Below are 14895 nucleotides of genomic sequence, written 5' to 3'. Positions count from 1 at the left end.
AGAAAAAGCGCATCAGGTTGATGCGCGTTATAATTTATTTTTCCGCTAAGACGAAATTCATTTTCATTCCAGCTTCAGCATGACCGGGAATATTACATGCCACCTCAATGAAGGGTTGTCCCATGAAATGCCACGTTATTTCGCCTTTCTCTCCCGCTTTTAAGCTGATCGTGCTGCCATCGCTGTGTTCCATGTTTGGCATTGATCGCATCATGTCGCGGTGCTTTTTCTGTTCATCGATACTGCCAATGGAAAACTCATGAGGTATCTGCCCATTATTAATGATAACGAAACGAACAATATCACCTTGTTTAAGGTTCAGTGATGGTTCAAATTTTAGTTTCATATCATCGCTAAGACTGACCTGAATTGTCTGGGTCGCCTGTTCAGCAGGCGCGGGCATACCCACTGCAGACATCATAGCGCCATGACCCATTTTACTGTGATCCATGTCGCCATGGTTCATCTTGCTATGATCCATACCTGCCATGTTCTTCATGTCCATACTGTCGTGGTCCATACCAGCGTGATCACCTGCTGCTAAAGCTGTGGTAGAAGAAAGAGCCAAAGTCAGTGCGAGTAATGTAAATACTTTCATTATTAATTCCTTTTCATTTTATTGATTGGCTGTGCTATTTGAGAGAGAAATAACACAGCCTTTTTACTTTATTAGCTACTTTGTGGTTTTCCTGCTTCATTAGCTAACGAGATAAATAGCTAAATCACTTCAATTTATGGCTTACTTCTTTCCATAGCTTAAAGACCGCAGGCAGTACTACGAGCGTAAGCAGTAGTGCTGATGCCATGCCGCCGATCATGGGCGCTGCAATACGCTGCATGACTTCAGATCCCGTACCATCACCATACATGATAGGAATGAGACCGATAATGACGGTTGCCACGGTCATCATTACAGGGCGAACACGTAAACCTGCGCCTTCTTTGATAGCAGTTGCAAGGTCGGCTTTGCCTAAGGTTTGTTGGTTTTCTTCAGCGTGAAGCTGTTTGTAATGCCAAGCTTGGTTGAGATAAACCAACATGATGACCCCGATTTCGACAGCAACACCGGATAAGGCAATGAAACCAACGCCAACAGCAATAGAGAAGTTATAGTTGAGGATATGCATAAGCCACAGACCACCTACCATCGCGAGTGGCAATGTACCCATGATAATCATGACTTCGCCCACACGACGGAAGCTGAGGTACAGCAATACCATTATGATCGCGATGGTTGCTGGAACCACGGTCGTTAAGCGGGCTTTAGCACGTTCCATGTATTCATATTGTCCTGACCAGACAAGTGAATAACCGGCAGGCAGCTTGAGCTGTTCAGCCACACGTTGCTGAGCCTCTTTCACGTATGAACCTAAATCTCGACCTTCAATATCGATAAATACCCAGCCATTTGGACGTGCGTTTTCTGTTTTGATCATAGGTGGACCATCTTCAAAACGTACATCAGCAACATCTGCCAGTGCGATACGCGCCCCATTAGGGGTAACAAGCGGTAAGGTTTGCAACTTGTCTAATGAATCTCGGTATTGTTGCGGGTAGCGTACATTGATAGGGTAGCGCTCTAAGCCTTCAATGGTTTCCCCTACATTCATACCGCCAACAGCAGTACTGATCACTTGCTGGATATCCTGAATATTCAGCCCGTAACGCGCAGCAGCACGACGTTTGATATCGATAGTAAGGTAACGTCCACCCGCGACGCGTTCTGCATACACAGAGGTTGTGCCATCGATATCTTTCAGTACTTGCTCAAGTTGTTCGCCAATGCCTTCAATCTCTTTTAGATCTGGTCCCGCAATCTTGACGCCAATAGGAGTTTTAATGCCTGTCGCCAGCATGTCGATACGGGTTTTAATCGGCATTACCCACGCATTCGTTACCCCAGGGAATTGCACTAGTGCATCGAGCTCTTTACGTAAACTTGCCTTGGTAACGCCTTCTCGCCATTCGCTTTCAGGCTTAAATTGAATGATGGTTTCAACCATGGTTAATGGTGCCGGATCGGTTGCTGTTTCAGCGCGGCCAATTTTGCCCCATACGGTTTTGACTTCAGGAATTGTTTTGATCAGTTTATCGGTTTGTTGCAGTAGCTCTCTGGCTTTACCAATTGAAATTCCCGGGTAGGTGGTTGGCATGTACATCAAATCGCCTTCATCCAAAGGTGGGATGAATTCACTGCCCATTTTGTGTATTGGGTAATAAGCCGAGGCCATTAAAGCAAAAGCAATGATAATGATTGTTTTTGGAAAGCGTAGGCTAAGGTTCAGCAATGGTCGGTATAAACCGACAACAGCACGGTTAACGGGGTTTTTGTGTTCAGGCAAAATATTGCCGCGAATGAAATAACCCATCAAAACAGGCACTAATGTAATCGCTAGGCCAGCAGAAGCTGCCATCGCGTAGGTTTTAGTGAATGCTAACGGCGAGAACATCTTGCCTTCTTGACCTTCAAGGGCAAATACGGGCACAAAGCTTAATGTAATGATTAATAGTGAGAAGAACAGCGGCGCACCGACTTCTTCTGCCGCTTTGGTGATCACTTGCCAACGGTTCTTATTGGTTAGCGGTGTTCGCTCAATATGCTTGTGTACGTTTTCTATCATTACGATCGCGCCGTCGACCATTGCACCAATGGCAATGGCAATACCGCCGAGTGACATGATATTGGCATTAATACCTTGCCAGTGCATGATGATAAATGCGACCAAAATACCAATGGGCATGCTGATCATAATGACCAACGATGAGCGAATGTGGAATAAGAACAGGGCGCAAACAATGATCACGACAATGAATTCTTCCAGCAATTTCTCATAGAGGTTCTCTACGGCATTATCGATGAGCTCTGAGCGATCATAGGTGGGTACTATTTCAACGCCGTCAGGCAAACTGCGCTGTAAATCGGCAAGTTTTGCTTTAACGTTATGGATCACTTCACGGGCATTTTCACCATAGCGCATCACAATGATGCCACCGACAGCCTCACCTTCGCCGTTTAACTCTGAAATACCTCGGCGCATTTGTGGACCAAGATTAATATCAGCAATATCACCGAGTAGTAGTGGTGTGCCTTTGTCCGTGACCTTCAATGGTACGTTTTTAAGATCCGATATGCTTGAAATATACCCTGTTGCTCTCACCATATGCTCAGCTTCAGCCACTTCAATGACTGATGCGCCAGCTTCTTGATTGCCTGCCTGAATTGCTTTGTTAACTTGCTGTAAGGTCAGGTTATAAGCGCGTAATTTTGAAGGATCAATCTGCACCTGATATTGCTTGACCATGCCACCAACGGTCGCAATTTCTGATACTCCATCAACGGTTTGCAGCTCATACTTTAAGAACCAGTCTTGCATGCTGCGTAACTCGCTTAAATCGTGCTTACCTGATTTGTCGGTCAGCACGTAGCTGTATACCCAGCCCACACCGGTAGCATCGGGCCCTAGGGTAGGTTTTGCGCTAGGTGGCAACTTAGGTGCGACCTGGCTTAAATACTCCAAAACACGTGAACGAGCCCAGTACATGTCGGTATCATCGTTGAAAATGATATAAACATAGGAGTCTCCAAAGAAAGAATATCCCCGTACGGTTTCAGCCCCCGGCACAGCCAACATGGCTGTTGTTAATGGGTAAGTAACTTGGTCTTCAACGACTTGCGGCGCTTGCCCTGGGTAACTGGTTTTGATAATAACCTGAACATCGGAGAGATCAGGAATAGCATCTATCGGGGTGTTTTTAACGCTGTATATACCGGCGGCAACCAGAAATAACGTGGCAACAAGTACCATGAAACGGTTTTTGACCGACCAGCGAATGATGGCACTGATCATTGTGCAACCTCCGCATTATTATTGTTACTGGCATCGTTATCGGTATTTTCTTGCTCAACATCTGCGACAACATATTGGCCATTAGCTGTTTTTTCGATCAGAAATCGGATGCTTTGACCGCCGACAAATTGGCTCATATCAACATCGTCCTTCACCATGAAGTCCATTTGCATTGCGGGCCATTGCCACTCTGGAATAGGAGAGTGTTGGATGGTCAGCATTTTATGATCAAGCATAACGCTGCGAATGACACCCGTTGTCCAAGCCGAATTATCAGCTGAGAAGCCCGTAGATTGCTCTGCTGAATGGCTTGCCATGTCGTGTACTGGTGCGCTAACCGCAGCTTTGGTTTCGTTGCGGTTACTTATTCGGCTGAGATCGGCGCTTAAGCTTGATTCAGAATCTAATAAGAAATGTGAAGACGTGACAATAGTATCGTTTGGATTGAGCCCTTCAACTATTTCGATTTGGTTGCCCGATTCCCGGCCTGTTTCAACACGCGTTGAACGGAATTTTCCATCACCTAACGCCAATACCACACGAGACATACCAGCAGAACGAATAACGGCTTGGTTGGGAACGATCAATACCTTGTTATTGCTTTGTGGCATTAAGGTAATATTGGCAAACATGTTCGGTTTTAGAGCGCCATCGGCGTTGGGGAATTTAAGGCGTACACGTAAGGTACGGGTGTTAGGATCAAGGATCGGGTAGACATAATCGACTTTACCTTGCCAATGCTTACTGGGTAGGGCGTCAAGCGCCATATCAGCTGCTGTACCAGACTGTATCCAGTTGGATTGGCGTTCAAATACTTCAGCATCAACCCAAATATTGTCTAGTGAACCACCACTGATCACGTTCTGCGCTGGTGACAAATAAGCACCATTTCGTACGTTTAGGGTTGCAATAATGCCATCAGCAGGGGCTTTGATTGCGATATTCTTAAAAGATTTACCTCTTCGCAATATGGCATTGATCTGGTTGTTGTCGACACCTAGAGAAGAGAGGCGTTCTTTGGCCCCCTCAACAAGTACAGCTTTACCAATGCGTTTTGCGTTCAGCAATTCTTCTTGTGCTCGAACCAGTTCTGGTGAATAAAGTTCGAATAAAACATCACCTTTTTGTACTTTTTCGCCAATAGCATTGATATTCAGCTTTTGGATCCAACCACTCACGCGACTGTTAATTTGCCATAACTGACTCTCATCAAAAGCGATGTAACCGACCGTATCTATTTGGGGGGTTAATTTTTCATTAATAACGCTGGCAGTCTTCACCCCTAAATTATTTACAACTGCCGGAGAAATAGAGACTGTTCCCGCAGGGTCTTTCTTCCCGTCGCTTTGTTCTTCTGCGTAGAATGGGATCAGGTCCATCCCCATTGGTGACTTGCCAGGTTTGTCACGCTGGTAGTTAGGATCCATGGGTGCTACCCAGTACAAGGGTTGTTTTTCACCGGATACAGCGGCTTCCTGAGCATCAATATGTTGAGGGAAGGTTGTTGCGGCAAAGTAGCCAAGTGCGCCGCCAATAGCCAATGTGATGACTGCTACTGAAAATGTCTTATTCATTGTTATTCCTAAAATTTATTTAATAGGTAAGCCAAGCTACTATTTGTTTTTTGTAAATCAGCTTGAAGGCGCTCTTGTTCGATAGCCAATGTGAGTTCATCACTGGCGGCACGAATATATTCATCTAACTGGCTAGTATTGTTTTGATAGCCGCGTTCAATGGCGTGCGTTTTTTCTTTTGCCCGTTTTAACAATGAATCTTGATAGCGTTCAATGCGTTGTTCTAGGTTGTAGCGATCAACTGTCAGTGCATTTATTTTGGCGTTCATTTGTCGAAGAAGAAGGTCGCGTTGCGATTTCGCCGCGCCAAGTTGATGCTGTGCTGAGGATAACTTTTTATCTTGGCGTTTTTCGGTAAACAGTGGGATATCCATAGTTAGGTAAACGCTCATTAAATCAGATGCCGGTTGGCCTCCCATGCCGTTGGCTTGTCGATAGCCATACATGACTTCAACACCAAATTCAGGCAGGTATGCTTCGTTGGCAATATCGATACCTGTTTCATTGCTTTTGATCAGCAAATCGCTCATACGAATAGACGGATGACTGACCAATGCTTGGTAATTATCTTCGGACGTTATCGATGAACTAGCCCCTGTACTTGTCGATAAATAACCATTAAGTACGCCCCAGTCAGGGTAGTTATTGGCTTGCATTGTAAAAGCATTATCGCCAATCCATTCTGACAACTGAGCTTTGATTTTTTGCTGCATTTGTTGGTTAGCTTGCAGCTTGTCATCAATCAGGCCGATTTGGAGTTGGGCTTGAATAATATCTTGGGCTTGATTTGAACCAATGCCGTAATTAGTGCTGAGGTAATGTTCAAGCTCTCTAAATAGCGTCTGATTTTGCTGTAATAAGCCATAAACGTTTTGCTGGAAAACGAGTTCGTTCCATTGCGTTGTAATCGCGTTTTCTAATTCGAGGTCACGTACACCGGCTTTCTCGCGAATGCTATTAGCTTGTTGATCACTCTGTTTTTGTTTTAGGCCAAGCGTATTGCCTCGTCCAAATTGCTGCATTAATCCAACAGAAATATTGGTCATAGGATCGTCATCGAAGGCAAAGCTATCAACCGGTAGACCACCAACGCCCACTTTTAGTTTTGGATCCATCCACTGAGAAGTCGCTACGCCCATATCTTGAACGGCATCTGCTTGATAGTGTATTTGCTGAATCCCCGCGTCATGCTCGATAGCCCAACTGATTAATTGCTTAAGCTCAGTATTTGCATTCGTTGATGCGCTTATTTGGGCATTAGTCGCCCCTGAATTTGTAATATCCGTAGTTGCAAACACGGGCTGCGCAGTGGCAGTCATGAGTGTTAATGCTAATACGCGGGAAAGTATGCTTGGTTGCATAAATACATCCACTTTGTAGGTTTGATCCTCATCGGAACAAGAGTCTGATCAACGACTTGTTAAGAGTAGGATTACTGCTCATTTAAATAATGCTTATTATTTAAATGGTTTGAGTACTGCGTAGCGACATAAAGAAATATGTTAAATACTCTAGATGCAGTTTTATAGCCAGCAGTGTGCTTACAGAGGGGGTTATGCTATCGGTGGGCGAAATAAGGTTTCTGTTCGCGCTATCGGATTGAGGTTAAGCATTGATGAAATAGGGTTGGTACGAGGCAAGTGCGTAGTGAAAGCGAGATTCGTCGGAATCCAACCAGAAATCACACTACATTGCGTCATATCGCAGCAAGAATCACTCATTTGCTCAGAGTGAGAAGTACAGCTCATCATATTCATTGATGTTTGTACTGCTGCCGTGCTGGTCGTTGCTTGGTTTTCTCCCATCATACCGTGACAGCCCATAGGCATGTTCATCACCGTTTTCGAGGCTTCCGACGTGTTTATCGATATTGATGAAAGGGTACCACTCATTGGTTCCATACTGACAGACATGCCCATTACTGGCTTTGCAATCAAACTAATGATTACAACCAGTACGACAGCAAACAAATTGTCTGAACAGTATTTAACATTCATGTTTTAGTGCTATTACCTAAGTCATGATTAACTAAGCCACAAGCATGGCTGCATAATGAGATAGTCGAAGTTTAAACCTTTCCCTAGGGGTAAGGTCAAGTGATTGAAGTATAGTAATCGTAGTATTTATTTGTGGCTCATTTTTGCGAATTAATTGAACAAAAAAGCCAACAACATGATGACAGCAAACAGCACCGCAATAACTTTCAAGAGTAACCCTATATTATTTGAACCGCCATTCGGTGGTTGATTGCAGCATCCCATTCTCATTTCCTTATCTTAGTGATCGTTATTACTAGGGGAATAGTGATTTGGGTATAGCTACGCCTAATGATTGTATTTGTCATTCATCACTTTCTATTTTTATTACACGAGCAATAAAAACGAGGTCTTGTGCTTGAGGTTCCATTAGGGGGAAGGCATATCGTAATGGGTTTTGTTTGAAAATATAGTTTGATTATCAAAGTATATAATGTAAATATACTTTGAAAATCAAACTATATGTCTATCAAATTACTCTCTTGTTACATTGTATGATTTCAAGATAGAACGTTTAAACGAAGTGGATATGGAGAAGTCGGTGAACACACAATCATTAGCAGCATGGAAACATAAACATGATTTTGTCTCGTTAAATCATAGCGGAGAGAGGCGAACTTATTATGTGTTATGCCTAACACTAGTGATGATGGTGGCAGAAATCGTTGCGGGTACAGTATTTGGTTCTATGGCGTTACTTGCTGATGGTTGGCATATGGGCACACATGCCGCGGCATTTATGATTACGATTTTTGCTTATCGTTATGCTCGCAAACATGCGAATAGTGATGGTTTTTCTTTTGGCACTGGCAAGGTGAGTGTACTTGGAGGCTTTACCAGTGCGGTAGCCTTAGGGCTGGTGGCATTAGTTATGCTGGTTGAATCATTACAGCGTTTATGGTCACCAGAGGCGATTCAATTTAATGAAGCGATTGCTGTCGCGGTATTAGGTTTAATCATTAATATTGTGAGTGTGTTCTTGCTGAAAGATGATCACCACCATGATCATTCACATCACCATCATGGGCATGCCTGCGATCATCAAGGTGAGCATCATCATGATCACAACTTGAGAGCGGCTTATTTTCACGTAATGGCAGATGCTCTTACATCATTATTGGCGATTGTTGCGCTTATTTTTGGCAAATATCTAGGTTGGAACTGGCTTGATGCCTTAATGGGTATCGTTGGGGCAGTTATTATTACCCGTTGGGCTTATGGACTAATGAAGCAGACGGGGCCTATATTATTAGATCAAAGTATTGATGATGATTACCGCCAGAAAATCATCAGTCAATTAGAGGCTGATAATGATGACCGAGTCAGTGATATTCATATTTGGAAAGTCAGTGCCGATCATTATGCAGCAATGATTTCAGTCGTGAGTGCAAAGCCTAAATTGGTCGAGGAATACAAGCAATTACTGGCAAATTTCGCTAAGATTAGCCACCTGACCATTGAAGTTAATGAGTGTCGAAGTGCTTAGCTTCGGCTGCGGATATTGAATGAAAGATATTGAACAGTTAAATCACACTATTATTGAATTTTACGAGAAGTTGTCATCTTGGGAGCAATCAGTTGTGCGCGGGAAAGGCTTTTCTTTGCCACAGGTACATATTGTTGAGATTCTGGGTGCTCATGGCGCAATGCGAATGAAAGAGCTGGCAGATAAAATTGGTGTGACAACTGGTACGTTAACTGTTCAAGTCGATAAAATGGTGCTGGCTGAATTAATACAGCGCCGTCCGCATGAGTCAGATCGCCGTTCTATTCTCGTTGATTTAACCGAGAAAGGGGTAGAGATGTATCAAGAGCACGATCATTTGCATTTATCGTTAACTCAAGATATTACCGCTAAGTTAGACGATACTGAGCGAAAAAACTTACTGATGTATCTAACAAAGATGAATCAAGAGTTTTAAGGGGTCTTGGTACAGAATGCTGAGAAATATAAAGGAGAGGTGCCCCCTCTCCTTTATTGTTACTAGCAGTAAGTCAAATGTTCTAATTCGAGTTATGCTGCTGTTTCATCAATCACATCTTCCATGATTTCCGCTTCAACTGTTTCAGCCGCAGGTGTTTCTGAGATGATTTCAGCTTCAACAGTTTCAGTTGCAGGCGTTTCAATTACAGCAGCTGTTTTTACCTCTTCTGTTTTAGTTGAGGCTAGCATTGTCGTTTTTTGAGCCATAACGGCTTCTGCTAATTGTGACTCTAAAGCGGCAATAAGGTCATTTTGACTTTTTTGGTTAGCTTTGATGGAGGCAACAACGTGTTTTCCTTGTTGAAGAACTGGTTGGTCACGCACATCACCTGAATCTAGAGCGGCACTAATATCAGTTAAGATATGCTCATAACTTAGAATATGGCGTTCATAATCTTTATCTGGCATGGCTTTTAGATTTTGTACGGCGGTTGCTATTAGCTGCGAGTGAGCAAGCTCAAAACGGGTTTCTTCTGCTTTCTGTGTAATGGAAGAAATAGCACGAGGTTCAGTTGCAATAAATGTTTCAGACGCTTTTAGTTTTGCTTCAGCATGTCGTAATGTTTTTGGCGCGTGTTGTGCGACACCTGCCGTCTTCTGGCGTTGAAGTTCTTTTTGGTTATCAGATAAATAGATTTTTGTGATTGTTCTTACTTCTAGATTATGCTGTTTTCGAACAAGTTCCGGTTGGGATTTAATCGCTCGATCTTTATTATCGTTAGCCATGTAATCAACCAATGTTTTAAGTTGACGTTCTAGCTGCTGTGCTGTTTTAGGATAATGTTTTTTAGCATCAATTTTTTCAAGTTGCTTTCGGTAGTTTAATGCATCTTCTAATACAGTCGCCGTTTCAACATATATTGATTTTGCTTTATTTAAATTATCTGTAAACGTATCTAATGATTCTGTTGTTGCTTGAAGGTATGTTGTTGATGTGAAAAGTCCAATGCTATTATTCATCGTTGAAGAATCAGATTCATACTCTGAAAAATATTCCTTGGCTTCTTTTAATGCGGCTTTAGCGTCGGTAATTTGACGCGTGGCAAACCATGCCAGGTCTTTAGCTTCTACTGCCTTTAGTGCGCTTTCTGCGTCGTTAATCTTTGTTTTAAAAGAACTAATCTGTTCTTGTAGTTGTGCCTGATTGGTTTGTGGGTCCACATTTGCTGTAGCATCTGAATCTGATGCACAGCCTGATAACGTAATTGCCGCAGCAAGTGCAGCAATACGAAATTCCTTTTTCATAAATAAACCTTATGTGACGAAGTATATGAGAAATAAAAAACAGTCACCAATAAGTTATTTATATTTTATAGCATAGTGACGTAAGCTTTTATTATAAGGTTTTTAAATTCAGTCGGAAATGAAATTATATATATAATGCTAAAAACGAGATTTTAATAAAAATTGCCATTATGTTGTCAAAAAAGAGTCAATATAATGACTCCGTTGTTTCAGGATATTCTTGGGAGGTAGGGATAAATCGACAATTATTGTATTTTTGATTCTAAATCTTTTTTGACGATTTCAAGAGCGGCAAGTGCTATTTCTGGCTTTATCTCGTTGCTTTCTAACAAATAGATTAGATCAACAGCAAGTTGGATCTCTTCTGGTGCATCAGAAAGAGATGAAGGGGCCTTATCTTTGGTTCTAATATCTTTTGACATAATAGAGCTCTGCGTTGAATGTTGATAATTGATCATACAGCAATGGTGTTATTTATACCCAAGTTACCTCACTCTGAGTCCTGCATCGTGAGGTATCTTGGGTATATAAACATCGAGAGCAGCATGAATAAGCTGTGCATGTAGTTCCACCAGTGTTTGGTGATCTTCTCGATAGCCTCCACCAATCACTGCTGCTACAGGAATACCTGCCTGTTCACATGTGCTGAAGACGAAGTGGTCACGCTGATATAGACCCTCTTTGCAAACAGTAAAATAGCCGAGTTCATCATCTTCATGAATATCGACTCCCGCATCATAAAGTACTAAATCCGGCTGATGTTGTGCCAGTGCAAGTGTATAGATGGCTTTGAACGTATCAAGGTAGTCTTTACTTGAGGTATTTTTTGGTAGCGCTAGATCGATATCTGAGTTGGGCTTTCGGGCTGGAAAATTTTTATCGCAATGCACCGAAAAAGTAATAATGTCGCTGTGTTTCGCCAGTAACGTTGCGGTGCCATCGCCATGGTGTACATCACAATCAACAATCATGACTTTATCGACACCTTCAAGGGTGAGTGCATGATGAGCTGCTAGGGCTAAATCATTAAATAGACAAAACCCGCTGCCGAAATCATGATGGGCATGATGGTAGCCCCCACTCAAATGTATGGCTATACCATGCTGACGAGCAAGTTCAACCGTAAGCTGCGTGCCTGCGGTAGACATAAGAGTACGGTCGATGAGCTGCTGACTCCAAGGGAAGCCAATTCGACGCATTTTTACTGCGGGTAAAGTATTGTTGATAAGCGCGTCAACGTAATCGCTATTGTGTAAACGTTTTATGTTATCTGGTGTTAGTGTGTTTGGCTGATGAAATTTAACTGACGTTTGTTTATCTATAGGCAGTGAATCATTTAGATATTGGTATAAACGACGATATTTACTGATAGGGTAACGATGCGCTGGCGGTAAATCCAGCTGAGAATATATAGGGTGGTAGACAAGAGGTAACATCAATTAACGGCCTCGTTCACTTTGGCTAATACTCTTTTCAATATTGGCTAATGATGAACGGCATCGAGTTAAGCGACCTTCAAGCGCTAATACTTCTTTTTGCATGCTTTGCTGCTCTGCGTAAGTACCACAACGATTAAGCTGCATTTCTTTATCGCGAACCATTGCGGCTAATCGGCTTTCCCACTCTTTGTGTTTGGCCAGATCTTGGCGTAATTCATTAATGGGTTTACGCCAGCCTGCTTTTTTTCTCGGCTCGTTTTTACGAATATTTAGTGTAGCTATTTCTCGTTGAACCGCTTGAATCTGAGCGACAACACTTTCACAGATGTATTGAGTACGTGATGCAAGTAATTTTCCTGCTTGACGTTCTTGGCGTAAAGCCGAGATTTCATGCTGAATCTCTTTCACGCAAGGCGTGAGTAATTTACTGCGACAATGAAACAGCTGCTCATCAAACAAAGGGTATTTTGCTTCTTTTCGTTGGTGATCAATCTGTATCGCTTCGTGAAGGAGCTGGTCTACGATAGCTTCTAAACGTGAAAGATCAGACATAAAAAATACCTTAATTAAAACCAAGCTTGCCAAGCAAGTTTACCAGCAAGAATAACCACCACAGTGATAAATACTGGGCGAATAAATTTAGCACCAAAACAACTTACCTAGAATGTATTAGCTGTATTCTATAACGCGTTTAAATGGCGGTAGTGAATCCAATAAGGCTTTACCGTAACGACGGTTTATTATTCTACGATCAAGCAGTACGACTCGACCAGTGTCTTCTTCTTTGCGAAGTAATCTACCCACAGATTGAATTAGCTTTTTACTGGCTTCTGGCACTGAAATTTGCATAAACGGATTACCACCACAGCTTTCAATATATTCCGCATGGGCTTCTTCTACTGGTGAGGTCGGTACACCGAAAGGGATTTTTGTGATTATCAGGTTTTTTAATAAATCGCCTGGTAAATCAAGTCCTTCAGAGAAGCTTCCGGTACCAAATAAAATGCTTGACTTACCGTTTTTACAATTATCTTTATGTTTTTTTAGAGTTATGTGGCGTGATTCCTCACCTTGTACCAATAATTCCCATTTGTTTTTCTTGGCTAGTGGGCGTAATTCATCGGCAACTTTATTCATCTGCCAGTATGATGAAAAGAGCACGAGACTGGCGGTTTCACCTTCTAAATATTCTGGCAATATTTTGATTAATAGATCGGTGAATTTATCTGCCTGAGGTTCAAGGGATAATGCTGGAATAACTAAGCGAGCGTTATTTTGATAATCAAACGGTGAAGCAAGGGCTAAAAAGCGCGTGCTGTCCATTTCATAGATCCCCACTTGACGACAAAAGTAAGTAAATTGGTTTAAAGCACGCAGCGTTGCTGAGACCAAAATGGCACCTGCTGCACGGCTCCATAATAACTGATCTAAACGGTAACCGACTTCAAGTGGTGAAACCTGAATAATATAGTCCCCTTCGTTATCAGGGTTCTTTTCTATCCAGCGTGCGAGTGGGGCACCTTTATCTTTTTTTGGCTGTGCCATCAATGCCCATACTTTTTCTAGATTTTCTAAACGTTGTAGATAAACACCTGATTCAGCAAGGGCTTGTTCACCTAAACGTTGTTGGATTTCGTTATCTTTCACACGTTCAGAAATTAAGTCGTGTATCTTACCTAATGATTGTAAGGCTTTTTTACTGGCATCTTTGCAGCCTTTTGCTTCTTGTTCTAACCATGCTGGTAATTCACCGTGTTCAAAACGGTAGATACCGTCTTTACTGAACATACCGGCATCAACATTGTTGGCTACTTGCCGTAATGTTGGAATAAGGTGCTGAATATTTTCTAAGATAGCATCTTGGAAGCGAGCTGCTTTTTTGTATTCGGCCAGCTCTGCTAGTTTACCAATAGTTTGATTTAACTTTTCTAACCAAGTCGCAGCACCTTTTAAGCTTGATGCCGCTGAAGAGAAGTCTCGCGCGACCTTCGGTAAGTGGTGCGCTTCATCAATCACATAAATGGTTTGCTCTGGTTCGGGCAAAATCACCCCACCACCTAATTCAATATCTGCCATTAGCAAAGCATGGTTAGCAATAATGACATCGGCTTTGTCTAAGTGTTCTCTCGCTTTCGCAAATGGACAACTACGGTGCTGGGGTAAACCAGCATGGCAGCTGTGTTTATCTGCCATTATTTGTGGCCAGACACGATCTGGAATGGTTGTCGGCCAACTGTCGCGATCACCATCCCATTTACCGTCTTGAGTGGCTTTAAGCATTCTTCTTAAAAGATCTAAATCCGACTTTTTAGGTTTTTCTTCCCATAATGCTACTTGTTGGTCGTTATTTGTGGCACAACAAGCTTCTAATTTGTGGTTGCAGCAATAGCGTTGACGCCCTTTAGCCAGAATGAAGCTGAATTCTTTTGGGTAAATACGATTAAACAATGGCAAATCTTTGTTAATTAATTGTTCTTGTAATGCCACTGTTGCGGTCGAAATCAGTAACTTCTTATTATTGAAAAGTGCAAAGGGGATCCCTCCAAGCAAGTAAGCAAGTGACTTACCAATTCCTGTACCTGCTTCACCCACCAACATTCGGTGTTTCTGATGATATTCACCAGCCAGTGTTTTAGCAATTTCAGCTACAAGGTAGTTCTGTGCACGACGAGGGATAAAGTTATCCAGCTGGTTTCCCAGGTTCTCATAGCATTGTTTGATATCACTTTTAATCTGACTGTGTAACATCTCTGAAACTTCATAATGGTA

12 protein-coding genes are annotated in these 14895 nt (G+C 42.4%); 2 read left to right on the top strand and 10 right to left on the bottom strand.

Going from position 1 to position 14895, the window contains the following annotated elements:
* Window positions 1-34: 34 nt before the first annotated feature.
* The 5 genes from C9J47_RS08995 to C9J47_RS08975 all read right to left on the bottom strand — a co-directional run bounded on the left by C9J47_RS08995 (window position 35) and on the right by C9J47_RS08975 (window position 7419).
* Window positions 35-598, bottom strand: coding sequence for a cupredoxin family protein (locus C9J47_RS08995; protein ID WP_107253207.1), 564 nt, complete (start codon window positions 596-598; stop codon window positions 35-37).
* A 124-nt stretch (window positions 599-722) separates the two neighbouring features.
* A complete protein-coding gene (locus tag C9J47_RS08990; RefSeq protein WP_107253206.1) occupies window positions 723-3848 on the bottom strand; it encodes an efflux RND transporter permease subunit in 3126 nt (1041 codons plus the stop codon).
* Complete coding sequence (locus tag C9J47_RS08985) at window positions 3845-5422, bottom strand: efflux RND transporter periplasmic adaptor subunit (protein WP_107253205.1); 1578 nt, start codon at window positions 5420-5422, stop codon at window positions 3845-3847. Before C9J47_RS08985 ends, C9J47_RS08990 begins: the two co-directional genes overlap by 4 nt.
* A gap of 8 nt (window positions 5423-5430) precedes the next feature.
* The gene (locus tag C9J47_RS08980) at window positions 5431-6783 is read right to left on the bottom strand and encodes a TolC family protein (RefSeq protein ID WP_107253204.1); all 1353 of its coding nucleotides are present in this window, start codon (window positions 6781-6783) and stop codon (window positions 5431-5433) included.
* A 192-nt stretch (window positions 6784-6975) separates the two neighbouring features.
* Window positions 6976-7419, bottom strand: coding sequence for a hypothetical protein (locus C9J47_RS08975; RefSeq protein WP_245903390.1), 444 nt, complete (start codon window positions 7417-7419; stop codon window positions 6976-6978).
* A gap of 568 nt (window positions 7420-7987) precedes the next feature.
* On the opposite strand from C9J47_RS08975, the gene dmeF reads away from it, so the two are divergent.
* Together dmeF and C9J47_RS08965 are read left to right on the top strand one after the other, a co-directional pair.
* Window positions 7988-8944, top strand: a complete 957-nt coding sequence (dmeF, locus tag C9J47_RS08970) for a CDF family Co(II)/Ni(II) efflux transporter DmeF (protein ID WP_107253203.1) — start codon at window positions 7988-7990, stop codon at window positions 8942-8944.
* 19 nt (window positions 8945-8963) lie between these two features.
* Window positions 8964-9380, top strand: coding sequence for a MarR family winged helix-turn-helix transcriptional regulator (locus C9J47_RS08965; protein ID WP_107253202.1), 417 nt, complete (start codon window positions 8964-8966; stop codon window positions 9378-9380).
* A 92-nt stretch (window positions 9381-9472) separates the two neighbouring features.
* Here C9J47_RS08965 and C9J47_RS08960 read toward each other — a convergent pair whose 3' ends face one another.
* The 5 genes from C9J47_RS08960 to dinG all read right to left on the bottom strand — a co-directional run bounded on the left by C9J47_RS08960 (window position 9473) and on the right by dinG (window position 14874).
* A complete protein-coding gene (locus tag C9J47_RS08960) occupies window positions 9473-10687 on the bottom strand; it encodes a hypothetical protein (protein ID WP_107253201.1) in 1215 nt (404 codons plus the stop codon).
* A gap of 245 nt (window positions 10688-10932) precedes the next feature.
* Window positions 10933-11109 carry a pleiotropic regulatory protein RsmS gene (gene rsmS / locus C9J47_RS08955; RefSeq protein WP_107253470.1) on the bottom strand — a complete coding sequence of 59 codons (177 nt, stop codon included), beginning with the start codon at window positions 11107-11109 and terminating at the stop codon, window positions 10933-10935.
* Between the two features lie 63 nt (window positions 11110-11172).
* Window positions 11173-12123 (bottom strand): histone deacetylase family protein, encoded by a 951-nt coding sequence (locus C9J47_RS08950; protein ID WP_107253200.1) that lies wholly within the window; start codon window positions 12121-12123, stop codon window positions 11173-11175.
* A 3-nt stretch (window positions 12124-12126) separates the two neighbouring features.
* On the bottom strand, window positions 12127-12678 hold the full coding sequence (gene priC / locus C9J47_RS08945) for a primosomal replication protein PriC (protein ID WP_107253199.1): 552 nt from the start codon (window positions 12676-12678) through the stop codon (window positions 12127-12129).
* Between the two features lie 117 nt (window positions 12679-12795).
* Window positions 12796-14874 (bottom strand): ATP-dependent DNA helicase DinG, encoded by a 2079-nt coding sequence (dinG, locus tag C9J47_RS08940; RefSeq protein WP_107253198.1) that lies wholly within the window; start codon window positions 14872-14874, stop codon window positions 12796-12798.
* Window positions 14875-14895 lie beyond the last annotated feature (21 nt).

The organism is Photobacterium indicum (assembly GCF_003026215.1).
GTDB classification, from domain to species: Bacteria; Pseudomonadota; Gammaproteobacteria; order Enterobacterales; family Vibrionaceae; genus Photobacterium; species Photobacterium indicum.
The sequence above is the reverse complement of the archived record's forward strand: the minus strand, read 5'-3'. Positions and strand labels throughout refer to the sequence as shown.